The following is a 16,118-nucleotide window of genomic DNA, read 5'->3' on the forward strand; positions in this document are numbered from 1 at the left end:
GATTAAAAATGATTATTGTAGATAATTTACATAAAACGTTTGGTAAAGATGTGAAAGCGCTCGACGGCTTATCTTTTACCGCTAACGATGGCGAAATTACCGGTATTTTAGGGCCAAATGGTGCAGGTAAAACTACTTGTCTTCGCACACTGTACGGCTTACTTAAGGCAGACCAAGGTACCGCGACTATTGATGGGATCAGTGCGGTTGAACAGCCGCTGTCAGCACGAGCAAAACTTGGCATTTTTCCTGACAAGTTTGGTTTATATGAACGCTTAACTGCTTACGAGCAAATCGATTATTTTGCCAGTATTCATGGCCTTAGTGGGCAGAAAAAGAAAGCGGCAATTGCTGAAATTATTCGTGACTTGGACATGGAGTCATTAGCCCATCGTAAAACTCAAGGCTTTTCTCAAGGCCAGCGTATGAAAGTGACATTGGCACAGGCTTTGGTGCATAAGCCGCAAAATTTTGTACTTGATGAACCCACTCGTGGTCTTGATGTCATGAGCACTCGCATTTTACGCGACTATTTAACGCGATTTAAAGCGCAGGGGCATTGTATTTTATTTTCATCCCATGTCATGCAAGAAGTGGCTGCATTATGTGACCGTGTAGTCATAGTGGCGAACGGCAAACTTGCAGCGCAAGGTACGCCAGATGAGTTATGCGAATTAGCTGGCGAGCAACACCTGGAAGAAGCCTTTGTCAAGTTAATCGGTTCGGATGAAGGAGTCGCGGCGTGAACCAATTAAAAGCGTTAATTATTAAAGAATTTAAAGAAGCATTTCGTGATAAACGTGCGTTACTGGTGGCATTTAGTATGTCGTTATTGGCGCCGGTGATGATTATGGTGATGTCAAAAACCATGATTAAAGAAATGGTGGATAAACCTGCAGTTTACGCTGAAATTACTGGCGCAGAATACGCGCCAAAATTAACCAAAGCACTTAATGATGACAATATTTTTTCGATCACTAAAGCCGATGACAGCGATTTGCCTATTTGGCAAAAACGAGCAATTAAACTTACGATCCCTGCCGATTATGCCGAGTTAATGGCCGCGGGTGAGGTGATTGATATTGTTATTAATGCTGATTATAGCGATAAGCCGACGTTAAGCCCGGTGCGCCGTATCAAAGATGTGATCAGTGATCATGCCCGAGCTATTGGCTATAAACGCATTATGATGCGTGGCATTGATATGCGCATTTTGCAGCCGCTTAATGTGATTGAACAAGATAGAGCGCAACCAAGCAGCAACGCCATGATGATCAGCATTATGCTGGGCTTATATTTGTTAATGGGTGCCTTTATGTCGGGCTTATCTACCGCAATTGACTCTAGTGCAGGTGAGCGTGAACGCAATGTCTTAGAGCTTTTATTGTGTCAGCCAGTGAGCACGTTAAAAATTGTTTTAGCCAAACTCAGCTGCTCAAGTGCTATTTCGGCGTTAGCCATTGTCTTGATGTTAACCGTGACCACAATCAGCGTTGGTTTTGTTGATTTAACTAAAATTGGTGCAACCTTTAGCATTGATGGTTTTACTTTTGTAACCCTATTACTGCTGCTGATCCCTATTTGCGTATTTGCTGCAGCGTTGCAGTTGTTTTTCGCGTTTCAAGCCAAAAGCTTTAAAGAAGCCCAATCAACTGTGACTATGTTAATTATGTTACCGGCGTTTATTCCTGCCGCCTTAATGTTTATAGATAATCGACCTTTATGGCTAGACTGGACGCCAATTGCTGGGCAATCAATTATTTTAGAGAATCTATTTAAAGGCTTGCCGGTAAATTGGCCGGCATTTGCCGTGACCAGTTTTGTCACGATTGCTGTAACCGCAGTACTGGTGTTAATTTTGGCGAAAAAACTTAAGTCAGAAAAAGTGGTGATGGCATTAAGCTAATGCCATCAAACGCTTGATTTTATGACGTTAAATTTAAACAAACAGCAACAGTTTAGCCAATGGATGAGCGAGCATGATCGCATGCTCAAACATATCATCCATGGCTTTGAAGCGAAGCCCGCCTTACAAGAAGAGTTGTATCAGGAGGTTGCCTTAAATATTTGGCAGGCCTTGCCTAAATTTAAGGGCAATAGCTCGGTAAAAACCTTCGTTGCACGTATTGCCCATAATATTTTAGCGACCCATGTTGCTAAAGCGGTGCGTACTATTAAAGCCGATCAAGATATTGATGACTGTCAGCTGGTAAGTGATGGTCAATCGACACCTTACCATGCGCTAGATCAAGCCCAGCGCCAACAACGACTTTCCTCAGCTATTAGGCAGCTGAGTTTCGAGCAACAACAAGTCATTACCTTGGCGCTAGAAGGTATGAGTTATCAAGAGTTGGCTGATATTTTATCGATTAGCCAAAATCTAGTGGGGGTGCGTTTGAACAGAGCAAAAGCATCTCTTATGAAAATATTGGAGGCATCATGAGTGAAAAATCGCCTTTAGATGACAATTGGCAAACACTGGTTGATGATTGGCAGTCTCAGCCTTATCAAGCGCAAGATATCGATAAGCTGGTTAAGCAATTGTCGCATCGCACATTGATGGCAAAAGTGATACTAGCCTTTGATATATTGGCAACCCTATTTTTGCTTGGCTGCTTAGTTTATCAATTAAAAACTGACCCAGATGATACTGCAACCTTGGTTTTTCTAGCGGTTGGCGGCTTGGGGTCATTGGTGTATACCATTTTAGAATTTCGCATTCGTATTCGTACTTGGCAGCTGGATGCCAGCGATCCTCAGCAGGCGTTTGAAAAAAGCATTAGTGGCATAAAGGGCGCAATTCACTATGCTAATCTTTGGATTTATACCAGCTATTTAATGTATCCCTTGGTTAATTGGTATATTTGGGAGCTAGGGAAAACTGCGACAAAGCCAATATTGCCCGCTTATATAATGGCCAATGCTCTGGTTACTGTGATGGTCATTGGTGGTGTGATCTTTAAACGACGCCGAGCGGTTGAGTTAAATCGAATGACCAAATAACAAATGGTTTCATGGTTTATTGTCGAATAATATTTTGCTTATTGTTGCTTTGATGGAATTAAAATCGTTGAATATGGGATTTGGTTCTTATATATTCAAAAGCTCGATAAGCTGATGGCCGTTGTGAAATATTTTATTGTGAAATTCATCGCGTTTTCGTGAAAATCCAGTGGCTTTATCGTGTACAAATCAATCAGATTCGGGCAAAATACTTCGCCTTAAAATACTTAAGTCTAACGCTATCACCACAGAGGATAAAACATGCTTACTCGTGATATGAATATTGCAGATTTCGATGCTGAATTATGGCAGGCCATGCAAGACGAAGTTGTTCGTCAAGAACAACACATCGAATTAATCGCATCTGAAAACTATACCAGCCCACGCGTATTAGAAGCTCAAGGCTCTCAACTAACTAACAAGTATGCGGAAGGTTATCCGGGTAAGCGTTACTATGGTGGTTGTGAATTCGTTGATAAAGCAGAAGAATTAGCGATTGAGCGTGCTAAAGAATTGTTTGGTGCAGATTACGCTAACGTTCAGCCTCACGCTGGTTCGCAAGCTAATGCCGCGGTATTCCAAGCGTTAGTTACGCCTGGTGGAAAAGTGTTAGGTATGAGCTTAGCTCATGGTGGTCACTTGACTCACGGTTCTCACGTAAACTTTTCTGGCAAGTCTTATGAAGCGTTCCAGTATGGCTTAGATGAAGCGGGTGATATTAACTACGCGGAAGTGGAAAGCTTAGCGTTAGAGCACAAGCCGGAAATGATTATCGCTGGTTTCTCAGCATTCTCAGGCATTGTTGATTGGGCGCGTATGCGTGAAATAGCTGATAAAATTGGTGCTTACTTAATGGTTGATATGGCTCACGTTGCAGGCCTTGTCGCAGCAGGCTTATATCCAAACCCAGTACCACATGCTCACGTTGTGACTACCACAACTCATAAAACATTAGCAGGCCCTCGTGGCGGTTTAATTGTTTCTGGCTGTGGTGATGAAGAAGTTTACAAAAAGTTAAACTCTGCGGTATTCCCAGGTGGTCAAGGTGGTCCGTTAATGCACGTAATTGCTGCAAAAGCTGTTGCATTTAAAGAAGCATTACAACCTGAATTTAAAGCATACCAACAGCAAGTATTAGATAACGCTAAGGCTATGGTGGCAGTGTTACAAAAACGAGGCTACAAAGTCGTATCTAACGGTACTGAAAACCACTTATTGTTGCTTGACTTAATTGACAAAGATATCACAGGTAAAGATGCTGATGCGGCATTAGGCAAAGCCCACATCACAGTAAACAAAAACTCGGTACCAAATGATCCGCGTTCACCGTTTGTGACTTCTGGTCTACGTTTAGGTACACCGGCAATTACTCGTCGTGGTTTTGGTGTTGAAGAAACTAAGCAATTAACTGGCTGGATCTGTGACATCTTAGATGACATTGAAAGCGAAGAAGTAAGCAAGCGCGTTCAAGAGCAAGTAAAAGATATTTGTGCTCGCTTCCCTGTTTACGCTTAAGCAACTGCTGAGTTAAATAGGTAAAAGTTTGATGAATTAGTCTACTAGTAAATGGCTAATTGCTAAAATCTTAAATTAAAGGTCACTTCGGTGGCCTTTTTTATTGGCTGAAATTAAGAAACAGAGAAATCTTTGTTTTATAAAGCTTAACACAACTTCTTATACAAACCTGAGGTTAAGTAAATATAATGGCTGTTTTATTTTGTTTACAAAAGGTGAAAATAAAACTTTACAATTGTGATTTTTGCGGGCTAATATGTCGTCAACAGGCACAGAGCAAATACTCAATTAGTGTCTTAATTTGTACCTTAATTAGTACTAACTGATAGATAAACCCAAATTTTAGCGACGATAATGCCACACTCAATTCTGACAATTTGTTATCGATATTATTGCTATTCACTAGCAATGCGCTTTACCTACTTTATTAAGTAAGCATTGCTTACTACCCCCTGTACCCTATATTTATTTTTATAACGAACTTCACCGGAAGATTATTATGTCTACTACAGAGCACATCAAAACTTTGAACGATATTCACGTTAACGCAGAAGAAATTCTTATCACGCCAGAGCAATTGCGTAATGAATTGCCACTGAGTGAGGCTGGTCGTGAGTTTGTTAAAGCGTCACGCAAAACTATTTCAAATATTATTCACAAAAAAGATCCAAGATTACTGGTGATCAGCGGTCCGTGCTCAGTACATGATGTTGAGGCGGCAAAAGCTTATGCCCATGAGTTAAAGCAGTTGCACGATAAATATAAAGATACCTTGTATGTGGTAATGCGCGTGTACTTTGAAAAGCCAAGAACAACGGTAGGCTGGAAAGGCTTAATTAACGACCCGCATATGGACGGCTCATTTGATGTAGAAACCGGTTTGAAAAAAGCGAGAGAGTTACTCATTTACTTGACGGATTTGGGCTTGCCGTTGGCGACCGAGGCATTGGATCCTATTAGCCCACAGTATTTAGCAGAATTATTCAGTTGGGCGGCAATTGGCGCGCGAACAACTGAATCACAAACTCACCGTGAAATGGCCAGTGGTTTGTCTATGCCGATTGGTTTTAAAAATGGCACGAATGGTAGTTTGTCGGTGGCAATTAATGCCATGCAATCGGCAGCATCATCACATCGCTTTATGGGGATAAACCGCCAAGGACAAGTGGCGTTAATCAAGACCTCGGGCAACCCAGATGGCCATGTGATTTTACGTGGTGGTAAGCAGCCTAATTATGATTCGGTTAATATCGCCTTGTGTGAAGAAGACTTAGCGAGTCATAGTCTTGAGCCGGCAATTGTTGTTGATTGTAGTCATGGCAACTCAAATAAAGATTACCGCCGCCAACCTATGGTGGCCAATAATGTCGTCAATCAAATATGTGAGGGCAATACTTCAATTATTGGCTTAATGCTCGAAAGTAATATTCACGCAGGAAATCAAAGTGCTGACTTGCCTAAATCTGAATTAAAATATGGGGTATCGGTGACAGATGCCTGCATTGATTTGGATGAAACTAAGATACTTTTTGAAAAAGCGAGTCAGAAATTGGCATCGGTGTTACCATCAAGAATTTCTTAATAATTACAATCGTTAAGCTATTAACTTATTATTTATGAAAGACATATCTAAAGCGTTAGCAAACTATCGTCAAGAAATTGATGCGCTCGATAGCGAGCTGGTGGAACTGTTAGCGAAAAGGCGGCAAATTACGCGAAAAATTGGTGCGCTCAAAAGTGAAGTCGGCATGCCAATTTATGCCCCAGATCGCGAAGCGGCATTACTTAAAGAACGTCGTGAACAAGCAAGCGAGCGGGGGGTGAATCCTAAGCTGATTGAAGATATTTTGCGTCGCATGATGCAAGACTCTTATTCAAGCCAAGATGAAAGCGGCTATCGTTGCGTTAATCCTGATGCTAAAGATATTGTCGTGGTTGGTGGGCAAGGGCAACTGGGCGCGATATTTGTCGACCTTTTTAAGCGTTCTGGTTACCAAGTACATATTATTGAAAAAGATGACTGGGCGCTGAGTCAGCAAGTATTAGCTAAAGCCAGTTTGGTCATTGTGGCTGTGCCAATTCGTTATACCGCACTAGTTATTCAGCAGTTAACTCGCCTGCCTGAACATTGCATTTTAGCGGACGTTACTAGTATTAAAGAATCGCCTTTATATGAAATGATGAAGGTGCATTCGGGGCCGGTAGTAGGTTTGCATCCGATGTTTGGCCCTGATGTTTCCGGGCTAATAAAGCAAACAATAATTACCTGTGAAGGCCGTGGTGCCGAACACTACCAGTGGCTACTCGAACAATTTAAAGTGTGGGGCGCTAGTATATATCCGGTTTCGGCGTTTGAGCATGATAAAGCCATGGCGATGGTGCAGGTAATGCGCCATTTTTCCACTATCGCTTATGGCTATCATCTGATGACTGAAGGTGCTAATTTGCAGCAATTAGTCGACTTGAGCTCACCAATTTATCGTTTGGAATTGATTATGGTTGGACGCTTATTCGCTCAAGACCCTGTGCTTTATAGCGATATAATTTTTGCCAATTCAGATAATGTCGCTATGATGAAGCGCTTTGCCTATCGTTTCTTAGAATTATTAGAAGATGTTGAAATGGGCGATAAAACTGCTTTTGTAGCTATGTTTAACCAAGTGTCTGATTGGTTCGGCGATTATGCCGAGCTGTTCTTGGAAGAAAGTAAATTAATGCTGCAAAAAGCCAATGAAATAAAATAGGGCAGTAATGAAAAATATAATAAAAATCTTTAGTGTGTTAACACTTACTTTTACCTTGTTAGCCTGTTCTACAACGGCAGAAAGTACTGGGCAGCAAGCGAGTATCGCCGTTGGCGATATCAATCAAACTCAACTGCTGGCAGAATATCCGTCGTTTTTAGCTGAGTTTTCTAGCTTTCAAGAAACGCCAGAGCAAATAGCGATGGTTGAACAGTTTCCCAATAACTTAACGCTGGATATTTACTTTGGTACTTGGTGTCATGATAGTCAGCGCGAAGTACCTAGGTTGTTAAAAGCTTTAGCTCATAATCAAAAGGTGGCAGTGAACTTGGTCGCACTTGATGGTCATAAGCAAGAGCCGTTAGGGCGTGAAAAAATAGCTGATATCAAATATACACCGACCATTGTTGTTAAAATTGATGGTCGTGAAGTCGGGCGTATTATTGAGCGACCGGCAACAGATTTAATTACTGATATTACGCAATTTATTAAATCCTAGCGCAATTGAACAAAGCGATAACCGTCAACAAAAAAGCCAGCAATATGCTGGCTTTTGTTATTCTTTTAACGATTTTTTCAGTACGTCTTGTAACTACATAACCCGAGGTTGCTTGTTATCGTTATGGTATTTATATTGTGCTTAGAAGCTAAAAGCTAAGCCAACCGACAATGAGGTATCAAAATACAGCGCGTTATCAAACTGTGCGGCGCACACATCATTTTTACAAAATAAGTCATCGTCTTCATCAGTAAGAGTGGCGTATGCGCGTAACTCAGTAAATACGGAAAAGCTAGGTGAAAATTCATAGCGAGTACCTAATGCCGCAGTCGCTGATGGATAGATTTCTGTGTTATCACCGCCATCCATATAAGCACCACCTAAGCCGATGCTAAATGTTGTAATGTAGTTTCGCTCACGAAATTGGGCAACACCACTAAAGTGAGCATACAACACTTTTAATTCTTCATTACTTTGAGTTGTCGCTGAATCAAAATCATGAGCGACATAGTTCACTAATATTTGTCCTTGACCGCTTGGCGAGTCTTGCCAAGAAAACGCTAGACCATAGTGAGCATCCTTTGACAGCTCGATATCCGAGCCATCAGCTTCCGCTATATCAGAGCCAATCATATAGCCTAAATAAGGGGTAATTTCGAAACCTTTCTTATTATCCTTTTGTATGGCGTTAGCTTGAATGCTCGCGCAGGCTAATGCGCATAAAACGGTACACTTTATTAGTGATTTTATCTGTAACATGACTTATTCCTTTTGATCTTATATCTATAGATTACACCGCCATTGGCACAATACAAGTATTTGGTTTAATTGATGTGTTTCGCTAGCTCTTGATCTGCAGCATTCAATATTGCTTCAAAAATATAGGCCGCCGTGATGGTCATGCGATTATCATTTGATAAATGCTTTGGTGTTAATGAAATCTGGCCAGCAATAATTTCTTCAACAGGGTTATCACCGTCGGTTAAGGTAATATATAACTGCTCAATATAGAGTTGTTGGGCTTTGACTAAAAATTCATGCCTACCGAACAAGCCTAGTTGGTCATCACTTTCATTTGAACTGGCATTAGCTATGAGCTGTGTGATGGTAGCTGTTAATTGCGCAATTGCGTTTGTATTTAGCGAACTTGGCAGTGTAATTGACACTTCAGGTAAGGAAATTTGCTCAACATTTACAACTGATTTTTTTAAACTACGTGCTTCAAATTGCCACTGAATGCTGGGGATAGAAATCACGATTTTGCTAATTTTTTGGGTATTGGCGTTATTATCAATGTCATCATTGCCAACTTCACTCTCGTTATCTTCACCGTTATTAACTTCTTTATCGCTAAGTGGTACAGATAAATAAATATGGGTTACCTCGCCCTGACTATTGGCCTTGGTTACATGAAATTGATCTATGGAGAACTGGCTACCTGATGGCAATTGTTGGGTAATTTGTTGTTCGGCATGTTGTAGGTATTCACTCATTGAACCATTGGCGGCATACCACATTAGTCCACCAAGCGATAACAGCACGATCATGGCTAAACTAGCTAATTTATTCATAACATCTAAGATCTTGGAAACGTTGCAGTTATTATATCCATATTTGAACCGTTAACGCCTTATTATTCGTATAACTGTCGTTTATACGTTTAACGTCCTATATTTTCGGATGAGTTACCTCGTCGCCAATATGGCGTCTGCGGTATATTTATATCATTAAAATAATGAGTTAATGGAAGTTATGTCTAATTCAATCAGCAAACGATTACCTTATCTAATTATACTAGGGTTACTCGTCGCATTAGCGGCGTATCTTAATTGGCCTTCAGCTGAGCAAGAACAGCAACGCAGACAACGCGTAGTATCGGTGAAGGTTGTCGAGGTCCAGAAAGCCGATTTTCGTGATGTTATTGAAGCCTTAGGTAGTGTGCGCGCCAATGAGCAAGTACTTATTACCTCTAAGTATGCTGACTTTGTTGATTATGTCTCGTTTACTGATGGTCAACTGGTTAAGAAAAATGACATTCTAGTGCAGTTTAATAATAAAGAAGAGGCGGCGAAAGTTAGTGAAATGGAAGCTAATTTAGCAGAATCTGTTGCTCAGCTTAATCGTTTCCAAGACTTGTTAAAGAAAAAAGCGGCATCTAAGTCAACCGTAGATGAACAAGAAGCTAAAGCCAAAGCCATAGCTGCGCAGTTATTAATTGCAAAAACTAAGCTAAATGAATTAACCATTAGAGCGCCATTTGATGGTGTTTTAGGCTTTAGAGATTTGAGTGCCGGTGCGTATGTTAAAGCAGGTGACGTCATCACCAGTTTAGATGATTTAAGCAAGGTTAAAGTTGATTTTAATGTGCCAGAGCGTTTTTACACGACAATTACCGTTGGTCAAAAAGTAGAAGCAAAAAATACTGCTTACGGCGATCGCTTGTTTGAAGGGGTGGTTATTTCAGTTGATCCTCGTATCGACAATGTAACGAGAACGGTTAGCATTCGTGCAGAAATACCCAACTCAGATTTCGCTTTACGCTCAGGCATGTTGTTATCAGTGAGTGTTGAACGTCGAGTTGATAACGTTTTACAGCTACCTGAAAGCGCGATAATTCCGATCGAAGAAAAGAACTACGTATATGTGGTTGAAGGCGAAAAAGCGGTAATGACTGAAGTCGTGGTTGGCCGTCGTAAGCCTGGCATTGTAGAAATTAAACAAGGTATTTCAGAAGGCCAAGCCATTGTTATAGAGGGGGCGCTGAAATTACGCGACGGTAGCCAAGTTAAAGTGCTGGAGCAATAACCATGATTTTATCTGATCTTTCAGTTAAACGACCGGTATTTGCCACGGTAATCAACTTATTGTTGGTGACTTTCGGTATCGTGGCATTTTTAATGCTGCCACTTCGGGAATATCCAGATATTGATCCACCAGTGGTCAGTATAAATACTTCATATCCAGGTGCTGCTGCGGCAATTGTTGAAACCAAAATTACACAACTTTTAGAAGATCGCATTAGCGGTATTGAAGGGGTGAAAAACATCACTTCTAGTAGCCGAGTGGGACGCTCGAACATCACGATAGAGTTTGAACTTGACCGTGATATTGACTCGGCAACCAATGATGTTCGTGATCGTATTTCTCGGGCGTTAAGACAATTACCTGATCAAGCTGATCCGCCTGAGGTTTTTAAAGCCAACGACGATGAAAACGTCATTGTTTGGTACAACCTACGCAGTGACTCAATGACCACCTTACAGCTTACCGATTATGCTGAACGTTATATTGTTGATCGTTTTGCGGTAGTTGATGGTGTTGCTCAAGTACGAGTCGGTGGTGGTCGCACTTATGCCATGAAAATATTGCTCGATCGCGTCGCTATGGCTGCTCGCGGCATTACCGTTGATGACGTTGAATCGACATTACGTGCACAGAATGTCGAATTGCCGGCAGGTGAAATTGAGTCTATCGATCGCGACTTTGCCGTGCGTGTTGAGCGTAGTTATCGCACCGAAGCTGACTTTGCCGCTATGGTAATTGCGCGAGGTAGCAATAATGAACTTGTACGCTTAGGCGACATTGCCAAAGTGGGGGTTGATGCCCGCGATGATGAAAACTTATTCCGTGGTAATGGCAAAAACATGGTGGGCTTGGGCATTATCAAGCAATCTAAAGCTAATACCCTCGATGTGGTAAAAGCCGCCGCTAAAGAAATGGAAAAAATCAAAGAGTCGCTACCGCCAGGTACGATTATCGCTAATAGTTATGACTCATCGGTATTTATTCAAGGTTCAATCGATGAAGTGTATAACACCCTAGGCATTGCCATGTTGATGGTAGTCATTGTGATCTTTATTTTCCTAGGTAATATTCGCGCAACACTTATTCCAGCATTGACCGTACCTATTGCGTTGATCGGGTCAATGACCGTCTTATCTTGGCTCGGTTTTTCAATTAACTTACTAACACTGCTTGCCTTTGTTCTTGCCATTGGTTTGGTGGTTGATGACGCTATTGTAGTTTTAGAAAATATTTATCGCCGAATTGAAAATGGTCAGCCGCCGTTACTTGCTGCTTATGAAGGTGGTCGCGAAGTAGCATTCGCGGTAATTGCGACCACTTTAGTGTTAGTAGCGGTATTTGTGCCCTTGGTGTTTTTATCGGGCAATATTGGGCGGCTGTTTACTGAGTTTGCCTTAGCGATTGCCGCAGCGGTTATTTTCTCAAGTTTAACCGCATTATCGTTAACGCCAATGTTGTGCTCGAAAATGCTTAAACACCGTGAGCGTAGCTCTTCGTTTGGTCAATTACTTGATAACGGCTTTGCTAAGCTTGAAGCGGCTTATGGTCGAGCATTGAAAAACACTGTCCATCAGCCAATTATGTTAGTGGCAGTAATTGGTGTTAGCTTATTCTTGGTTTATAGCTTGTTTAACAAATTACCGTCTGAATATGCACCCAAAGAAGACAGAGGTAACTTGTTTGTCGCTATGCAAGGTGCAGAGGGTGCTAGTTATGAAAATAACGTTAAGCACATGCAAATTATTGAAGAGAAGCTATTAGCTTATCACGAGCGTGGTGAGCTAGAGCGAGTGTTAATTCGAGTGCCAGGTTGGGGCGGTCGTGGTGGCGTTGCCATTATTGGTTTACCTGAATGGGAAGAGCGCGCGTTCTCAACTGTCGAGTTTGCTAATCGTTTTAATGCTGAACTTGCTTCCATTACTGACGTTCGTGCTTATGCCATTATGCGTCAAGGCTTAGGTGGTGGCGGAAACAGCAAGCCGGTTGAGTTTGTACTACAGGGTAATACCTACGAAGACCTAGCGAAATGGCGTGATATTGTTATTGCCAAAGCGCAGGAAAATCCAAATTTTTCTGATGTTGATAGTGACTATAAAGAAACTTATCCGCAGTTTTTAATCGAGATTGACCACAACCGTGCTTACGACTTAGGCGTGCCGGTCGGAGATATCGGTAAAACATTGGAAACCATGCTGGGACAACGCCGAGTGACAACGTTTGTTGATCGTGGTGAAGAATACGACGTAATTATCGAAGGTAACGAACATGACTTTGCTAGCCCACAAGATATCAATAATGTTTATGTGCGCTCTCGAACTTCAGGTGAATTAATTCCATTGTCGAATTTGATCACAGTTACTGAAAGTGCGACTTCTTCACGATTAAATCGTTATAACCGACTAAGAAGTGTCACCATTAGTGCCAATATTGCCGACGGCTATGCGTTAGGTGACGCTTTAGATTTCTTAAATCAAGTGGTTGATGAAGAATTGCCGGATGAAGCGCAAGTTGATTATAAAGGTCAGTCAATGTTGCTGAAAGAGTCTGGTACTTCTGTATTGTTTATTTTTGCCTTAGCACTACTGATCACGTATTTAGTGTTATCGGCACAATTTGAAAGCTTTATTCATCCATTTGTTATACTGCTGACCGTACCATTAGCGCTGGTGGGCGCTTTGGCTGGCCTAGAGTATATGGGCATGAGCCTGAATATTTACAGTCAAATTGGTATTGTTATGCTGATTGGTTTAGCAGCGAAAAACGGTATTTTAATCGTAGAGTTTGCTAACCAATTACGAGATAAAGGTGTTGAGTTTGAACAGGCGCTAATTAATGCCGCGCAGCAGCGTTTACGCCCAATTGTAATGACAACCTTTACTACAGTAATGAGCTCGGTACCTTTGGTTATGGCTTCGGGGCCTGGTTTTGAAAGCCGGATGGTTATTGGTGTGGTAATTTTTGCCGGGGTTTCATTGGCGAGTATCTTTACCTTGTTTGTTGTACCAAGTGCTTATTACTGGTTATGTCGACATACTGGCTCACCAAAAGCACTGGAAAATAAAATAAAAGCCTTACAAAACAATGAGGCGCAATCGCAGGACTAATAAGTGAATAAAAAGCATGCAATTTAGCATGCTTTTTTGTTTGTCTAGGTTATATCTACTAAGCTAGAATGCTGGATTGCAGTAAAAATTTTATCTGGAAGTTGCCTTCAGTTTGTAGTGCTTAACAGGACTCGATTTTTGCGAATGTTTTGCTTATTTAAGGCTTTGTTTTTGTGAGGCTTAGTTTTAGTAGATTTAGCTTTAGTAGGTTTAGTTTTAGGGAATCTAATCTTTTGAAAAAATTATGTTTTTCGCTTATTTATAGCATAGGGATTTGCTGTTCATTAACCAGTAACGCCAGCGAACCACATGCTAACCAATCGCACGTTAATCAGCACTCTATCAATCAAACCGAAAGTCCTCAGGCTAACCCAGTATTGTTAGCTCAATATTTGGAGCTGGCTGGCGTTAATCAAATATTAACGTCAATACCTGAGCAAATTGAAACTATGTATCTAGAAGCCGTTGATGAACAGGGCGAGAATGCTGGTGATACGAAAATTCTAGCAGCGTTAGTACAAGCTTGGAGCCAGCAGCAAATTCAGCAAAGTTTAATTAATTCGCTCGCTGAGTTAGTAGACGATACTCAGTTAACCGCGCTAGTTGATTGGCAAAATAGTGGCGTTATGCAAATTATTAAGCAGCAAGAAGCACTAACCGAACAGCACGATTTTAGTAAAGAGTTTTATAACTTTGCTCAGCAATTACCTAACAGTTTACCTTCACTAGAAAAGCGCGCCTTGATTAATCAGTTACTTGACGCTAGACAAATTGTCGACGCTATGGTGGAGCTCACACTGTCAGTGAGCGAGCCTGTGATGGTGGCTTTATTGGACTCACCTACGGCAAAAGAAAGTGGCTTTGATCAAGACAGCATTAATCAGCAACTGTTTGAGTTGCGCGCCTTACTTGAAAATGATTTATCTGAACAAATATCGTTACTTTCTTATTATTTATATCGCGATATCGACGACAATGATTTGATTAAATACATCGATTTTTATCAATCAGAATTAGGGCAGTTGGAATTGTCATTGCAGTCGAATGCACTACATAAATCCATTGGTTTTTGGCAGGAAAATTATCGTAAAACCGCGGTTATGAATTTATCGAGCTTAAGCCCATTAACGCGTTATTAATGGCTAAATATTCATTGATACACATAACAAAAAGGGCCCAAAGGCCCTTTTTTAGTGATGACGTTTATAGCGGGTACATGCTAAACGTTATACCGCGCTACCGTTATACCGCGCTGCTTGGCACGCTTGTTGGGCTAATATGCTCAATTGGGTAGCAGCCTAGCACTTTAATAAAGTTTGTTAGTTCTGTGAGCTCGGCAATCGCTTCTTGCATGGCAAGTGTTTTCAAATTGGCTTCGACATCAATATAAAACATTTCTTCCCATGGACGACCTTGGATCGGACGGGATTCTAATTTACACATATTAATGCCTTTATCTTTAAACACTAATAGTGAATCAACCAGCGCGCCCGGTTTTTGATTGGTCGCTAGAATTACCGTGGTTTTTGCCGGAATTTGCTCGGCAACATCAACCGGTTTTCTTGCCACTAAGATAAAGCGGCTGTGGTTTTCTTCTTGATTAGCAATTGATTTTTCTAACGCATGTAACTTATACAGTTGGCCACCTTCTTCGCTGCCAATTACCGCCACAGTTTCATCTTGTAGCTCAAATACTTTAGCCATGGCATCAGCGGTGCTGTCACAGTATTCAATGCGCATATCATGTTGCTTGTCTAAGAAGTTACTGCATTGAGTAAACGGCTGGCCGTGGGCATAAATCGTTTTAATTTTTGCAAGCTGGGTGTTTACTGCCGTCAACAGGCAATGCTCTATCGGTTGAGTAATTTCGCCAACAATCGACAAATTGGTGTGTTGCAGTAAATCATAAACTTCATTAATGCTGCCAGAGCTGGTGTTTTCTATCGGTAACATGCCGTAATCAACGTGACCTGCTTCCACCAACTGCATAATTTCGGCAAAGCTCTGACAACCAGATTCGATAATTTTTTCAGCGCGACGTGAAAAGTAACGATGGCTAGCTAAATAGCTGTAAGAGCCTTTGTCGCCTAAGAACGCCACGCTTACCATAGGCACTTGAATGTTAGGGTTGGTGAGCGTTTGTAGGTAGGCTTGCTGGTTTAATACTGAATCTTCAATAATGGTTTGAAAGACGCTAGTGACATAATGCGCATCTAAACCCAGTTTTTTTCCTTCAGTGATTAAACGGATAAGTAACTCTTGCTCACGCTGCTGATCTCGAACTGGACGCACTTGATGGGCTTTGCTTTTAGCGACATTTAACGTAAGTGCGCGACGTTTGGCAAACAATGCTAATAGCTGCTGATCAGTTTCAGTAATTTGGGCTCTTATTTGATTGAGATCTAGTTCTTGCTTTTGCTCTTTTTCTTGATCCACTATGGTTCCTCT

Annotated in this window: 14 protein-coding genes; 11 read left to right on the top strand and 3 right to left on the bottom strand. The window is 41.3% G+C overall.

Annotation, left to right across the window (positions count from 1 at the left end; genetic code table 11):
* Window positions 1-8 precede the first annotated feature (8 nt).
* From ACOB82_RS02445 to ACOB82_RS02480, 8 genes are all read left to right on the top strand, one after another.
* Window positions 9-746 carry an ABC transporter ATP-binding protein gene (locus ACOB82_RS02445; RefSeq protein WP_448211352.1) on the top strand — a complete coding sequence of 246 codons (738 nt, stop codon included), beginning with the start codon at window positions 9-11 and terminating at the stop codon, window positions 744-746.
* Window positions 743-1,906 carry an ABC transporter permease gene (locus ACOB82_RS02450; RefSeq protein WP_448211353.1) on the top strand — a complete coding sequence of 388 codons (1,164 nt, stop codon included), beginning with the start codon at window positions 743-745 and terminating at the stop codon, window positions 1,904-1,906. The genes ACOB82_RS02445 and ACOB82_RS02450 overlap by 4 nt, the downstream gene beginning before the upstream one ends.
* 21 nt (window positions 1,907-1,927) lie before the next feature.
* Window positions 1,928-2,443, top strand: a complete 516-nt coding sequence (locus ACOB82_RS02455; RefSeq protein ID WP_448211354.1) for an RNA polymerase sigma factor — start codon at window positions 1,928-1,930, stop codon at window positions 2,441-2,443.
* Window positions 2,440-3,003: a hypothetical protein gene (locus ACOB82_RS02460; protein ID WP_448211355.1), complete on the top strand. Its 564-nt coding sequence runs from the start codon at window positions 2,440-2,442 to the stop codon at window positions 3,001-3,003. Before ACOB82_RS02455 ends, ACOB82_RS02460 begins: the two co-directional genes overlap by 4 nt.
* Window positions 3,004-3,264: 261 nt before the next feature.
* Window positions 3,265-4,518, top strand: coding sequence for a serine hydroxymethyltransferase (glyA, locus tag ACOB82_RS02465; RefSeq protein WP_448211356.1), 1,254 nt, complete (start codon window positions 3,265-3,267; stop codon window positions 4,516-4,518).
* Window positions 4,519-5,017: 499 nt separating this feature from the next.
* Window positions 5,018-6,100 (top strand): 3-deoxy-7-phosphoheptulonate synthase, encoded by a 1,083-nt coding sequence (locus ACOB82_RS02470; protein WP_448211357.1) that lies wholly within the window; start codon window positions 5,018-5,020, stop codon window positions 6,098-6,100.
* Between the two features lie 34 nt (window positions 6,101-6,134).
* A complete protein-coding gene (gene tyrA, locus ACOB82_RS02475; RefSeq protein WP_448211358.1) occupies window positions 6,135-7,262 on the top strand; it encodes a bifunctional chorismate mutase/prephenate dehydrogenase in 1,128 nt (375 codons plus the stop codon).
* A gap of 7 nt (window positions 7,263-7,269) precedes the next feature.
* A complete protein-coding gene (locus tag ACOB82_RS02480) occupies window positions 7,270-7,761 on the top strand; it encodes a thioredoxin family protein (protein WP_448211359.1) in 492 nt (163 codons plus the stop codon).
* 141 nt (window positions 7,762-7,902) lie between these two features.
* On the opposite strand, the gene ACOB82_RS02485 is transcribed toward ACOB82_RS02480, so the two are convergent.
* Window positions 7,903-8,520, bottom strand: coding sequence for a hypothetical protein (locus ACOB82_RS02485; protein WP_448211360.1), 618 nt, complete (start codon window positions 8,518-8,520; stop codon window positions 7,903-7,905).
* Between the two features lie 65 nt (window positions 8,521-8,585).
* Window positions 8,586-9,332, bottom strand: a complete 747-nt coding sequence (locus ACOB82_RS02490) for a hypothetical protein (RefSeq protein WP_448211361.1) — start codon at window positions 9,330-9,332, stop codon at window positions 8,586-8,588.
* A gap of 181 nt (window positions 9,333-9,513) precedes the next feature.
* On the opposite strand from ACOB82_RS02490, the gene ACOB82_RS02495 reads away from it, so the two are divergent.
* The 3 genes from ACOB82_RS02495 (at window position 9,514) to ACOB82_RS02505 (ending at window position 14,809) form a co-directional block, all read left to right on the top strand.
* Entirely contained in the window at window positions 9,514-10,566 is a 1,053-nt protein-coding gene (locus ACOB82_RS02495) for an efflux RND transporter periplasmic adaptor subunit (RefSeq protein ID WP_448211362.1), read from the top strand.
* Window positions 10,567-10,568: 2 nt separating this feature from the next.
* Entirely contained in the window at window positions 10,569-13,670 is a 3,102-nt protein-coding gene (locus ACOB82_RS02500) for an efflux RND transporter permease subunit (protein ID WP_448211363.1), read from the top strand.
* A gap of 233 nt (window positions 13,671-13,903) precedes the next feature.
* The gene (locus ACOB82_RS02505; protein WP_448211364.1) at window positions 13,904-14,809 is read left to right on the top strand and encodes a hypothetical protein; all 906 of its coding nucleotides are present in this window, start codon (window positions 13,904-13,906) and stop codon (window positions 14,807-14,809) included.
* Between the two features lie 103 nt (window positions 14,810-14,912).
* Here the strand turns inward: ACOB82_RS02505 and pheA are convergent, their stop codons facing one another.
* Window positions 14,913-16,106: a prephenate dehydratase gene (gene pheA, locus ACOB82_RS02510; RefSeq protein ID WP_448211365.1), complete on the bottom strand. Its 1,194-nt coding sequence runs from the start codon at window positions 16,104-16,106 to the stop codon at window positions 14,913-14,915.
* Between the last annotated feature and the right edge of the window lie 12 nt (window positions 16,107-16,118).

This window comes from Colwellia sp. MEBiC06753 (assembly GCF_053470325.1).

Bases quoted from the DNA above. Each gene is read 5' to 3' on its own strand.
- ACOB82_RS02445 (WP_448211352.1), top strand. From the start codon at position 9: ATGATTATTGTAGATAATTTACATAAAACGTTTGGTAAAGATGTGAAA.
- ACOB82_RS02455 (WP_448211354.1), top strand. From the start codon at position 1,928: ATGACGTTAAATTTAAACAAACAGCAACAGTTTAGCCAATGGATGAGC.
- ACOB82_RS02460 (WP_448211355.1), top strand. From the start codon at position 2,440: ATGAGTGAAAAATCGCCTTTAGATGACAATTGGCAAACACTGGTTGAT.
- glyA (WP_448211356.1), top strand. From the start codon at position 3,265: ATGCTTACTCGTGATATGAATATTGCAGATTTCGATGCTGAATTATGG.
- ACOB82_RS02470 (WP_448211357.1), top strand. From the start codon at position 5,018: ATGTCTACTACAGAGCACATCAAAACTTTGAACGATATTCACGTTAAC.
- tyrA (WP_448211358.1), top strand. From the start codon at position 6,135: ATGAAAGACATATCTAAAGCGTTAGCAAACTATCGTCAAGAAATTGAT.
- ACOB82_RS02480 (WP_448211359.1), top strand. From the start codon at position 7,270: ATGAAAAATATAATAAAAATCTTTAGTGTGTTAACACTTACTTTTACC.
- ACOB82_RS02485 (WP_448211360.1), bottom strand. From the start codon at position 8,520: ATGTTACAGATAAAATCACTAATAAAGTGTACCGTTTTATGCGCATTA.
- ACOB82_RS02490 (WP_448211361.1), bottom strand. From the start codon at position 9,332: ATGAATAAATTAGCTAGTTTAGCCATGATCGTGCTGTTATCGCTTGGT.
- ACOB82_RS02495 (WP_448211362.1), top strand. From the start codon at position 9,514: ATGTCTAATTCAATCAGCAAACGATTACCTTATCTAATTATACTAGGG.
- ACOB82_RS02500 (WP_448211363.1), top strand. From the start codon at position 10,569: ATGATTTTATCTGATCTTTCAGTTAAACGACCGGTATTTGCCACGGTA.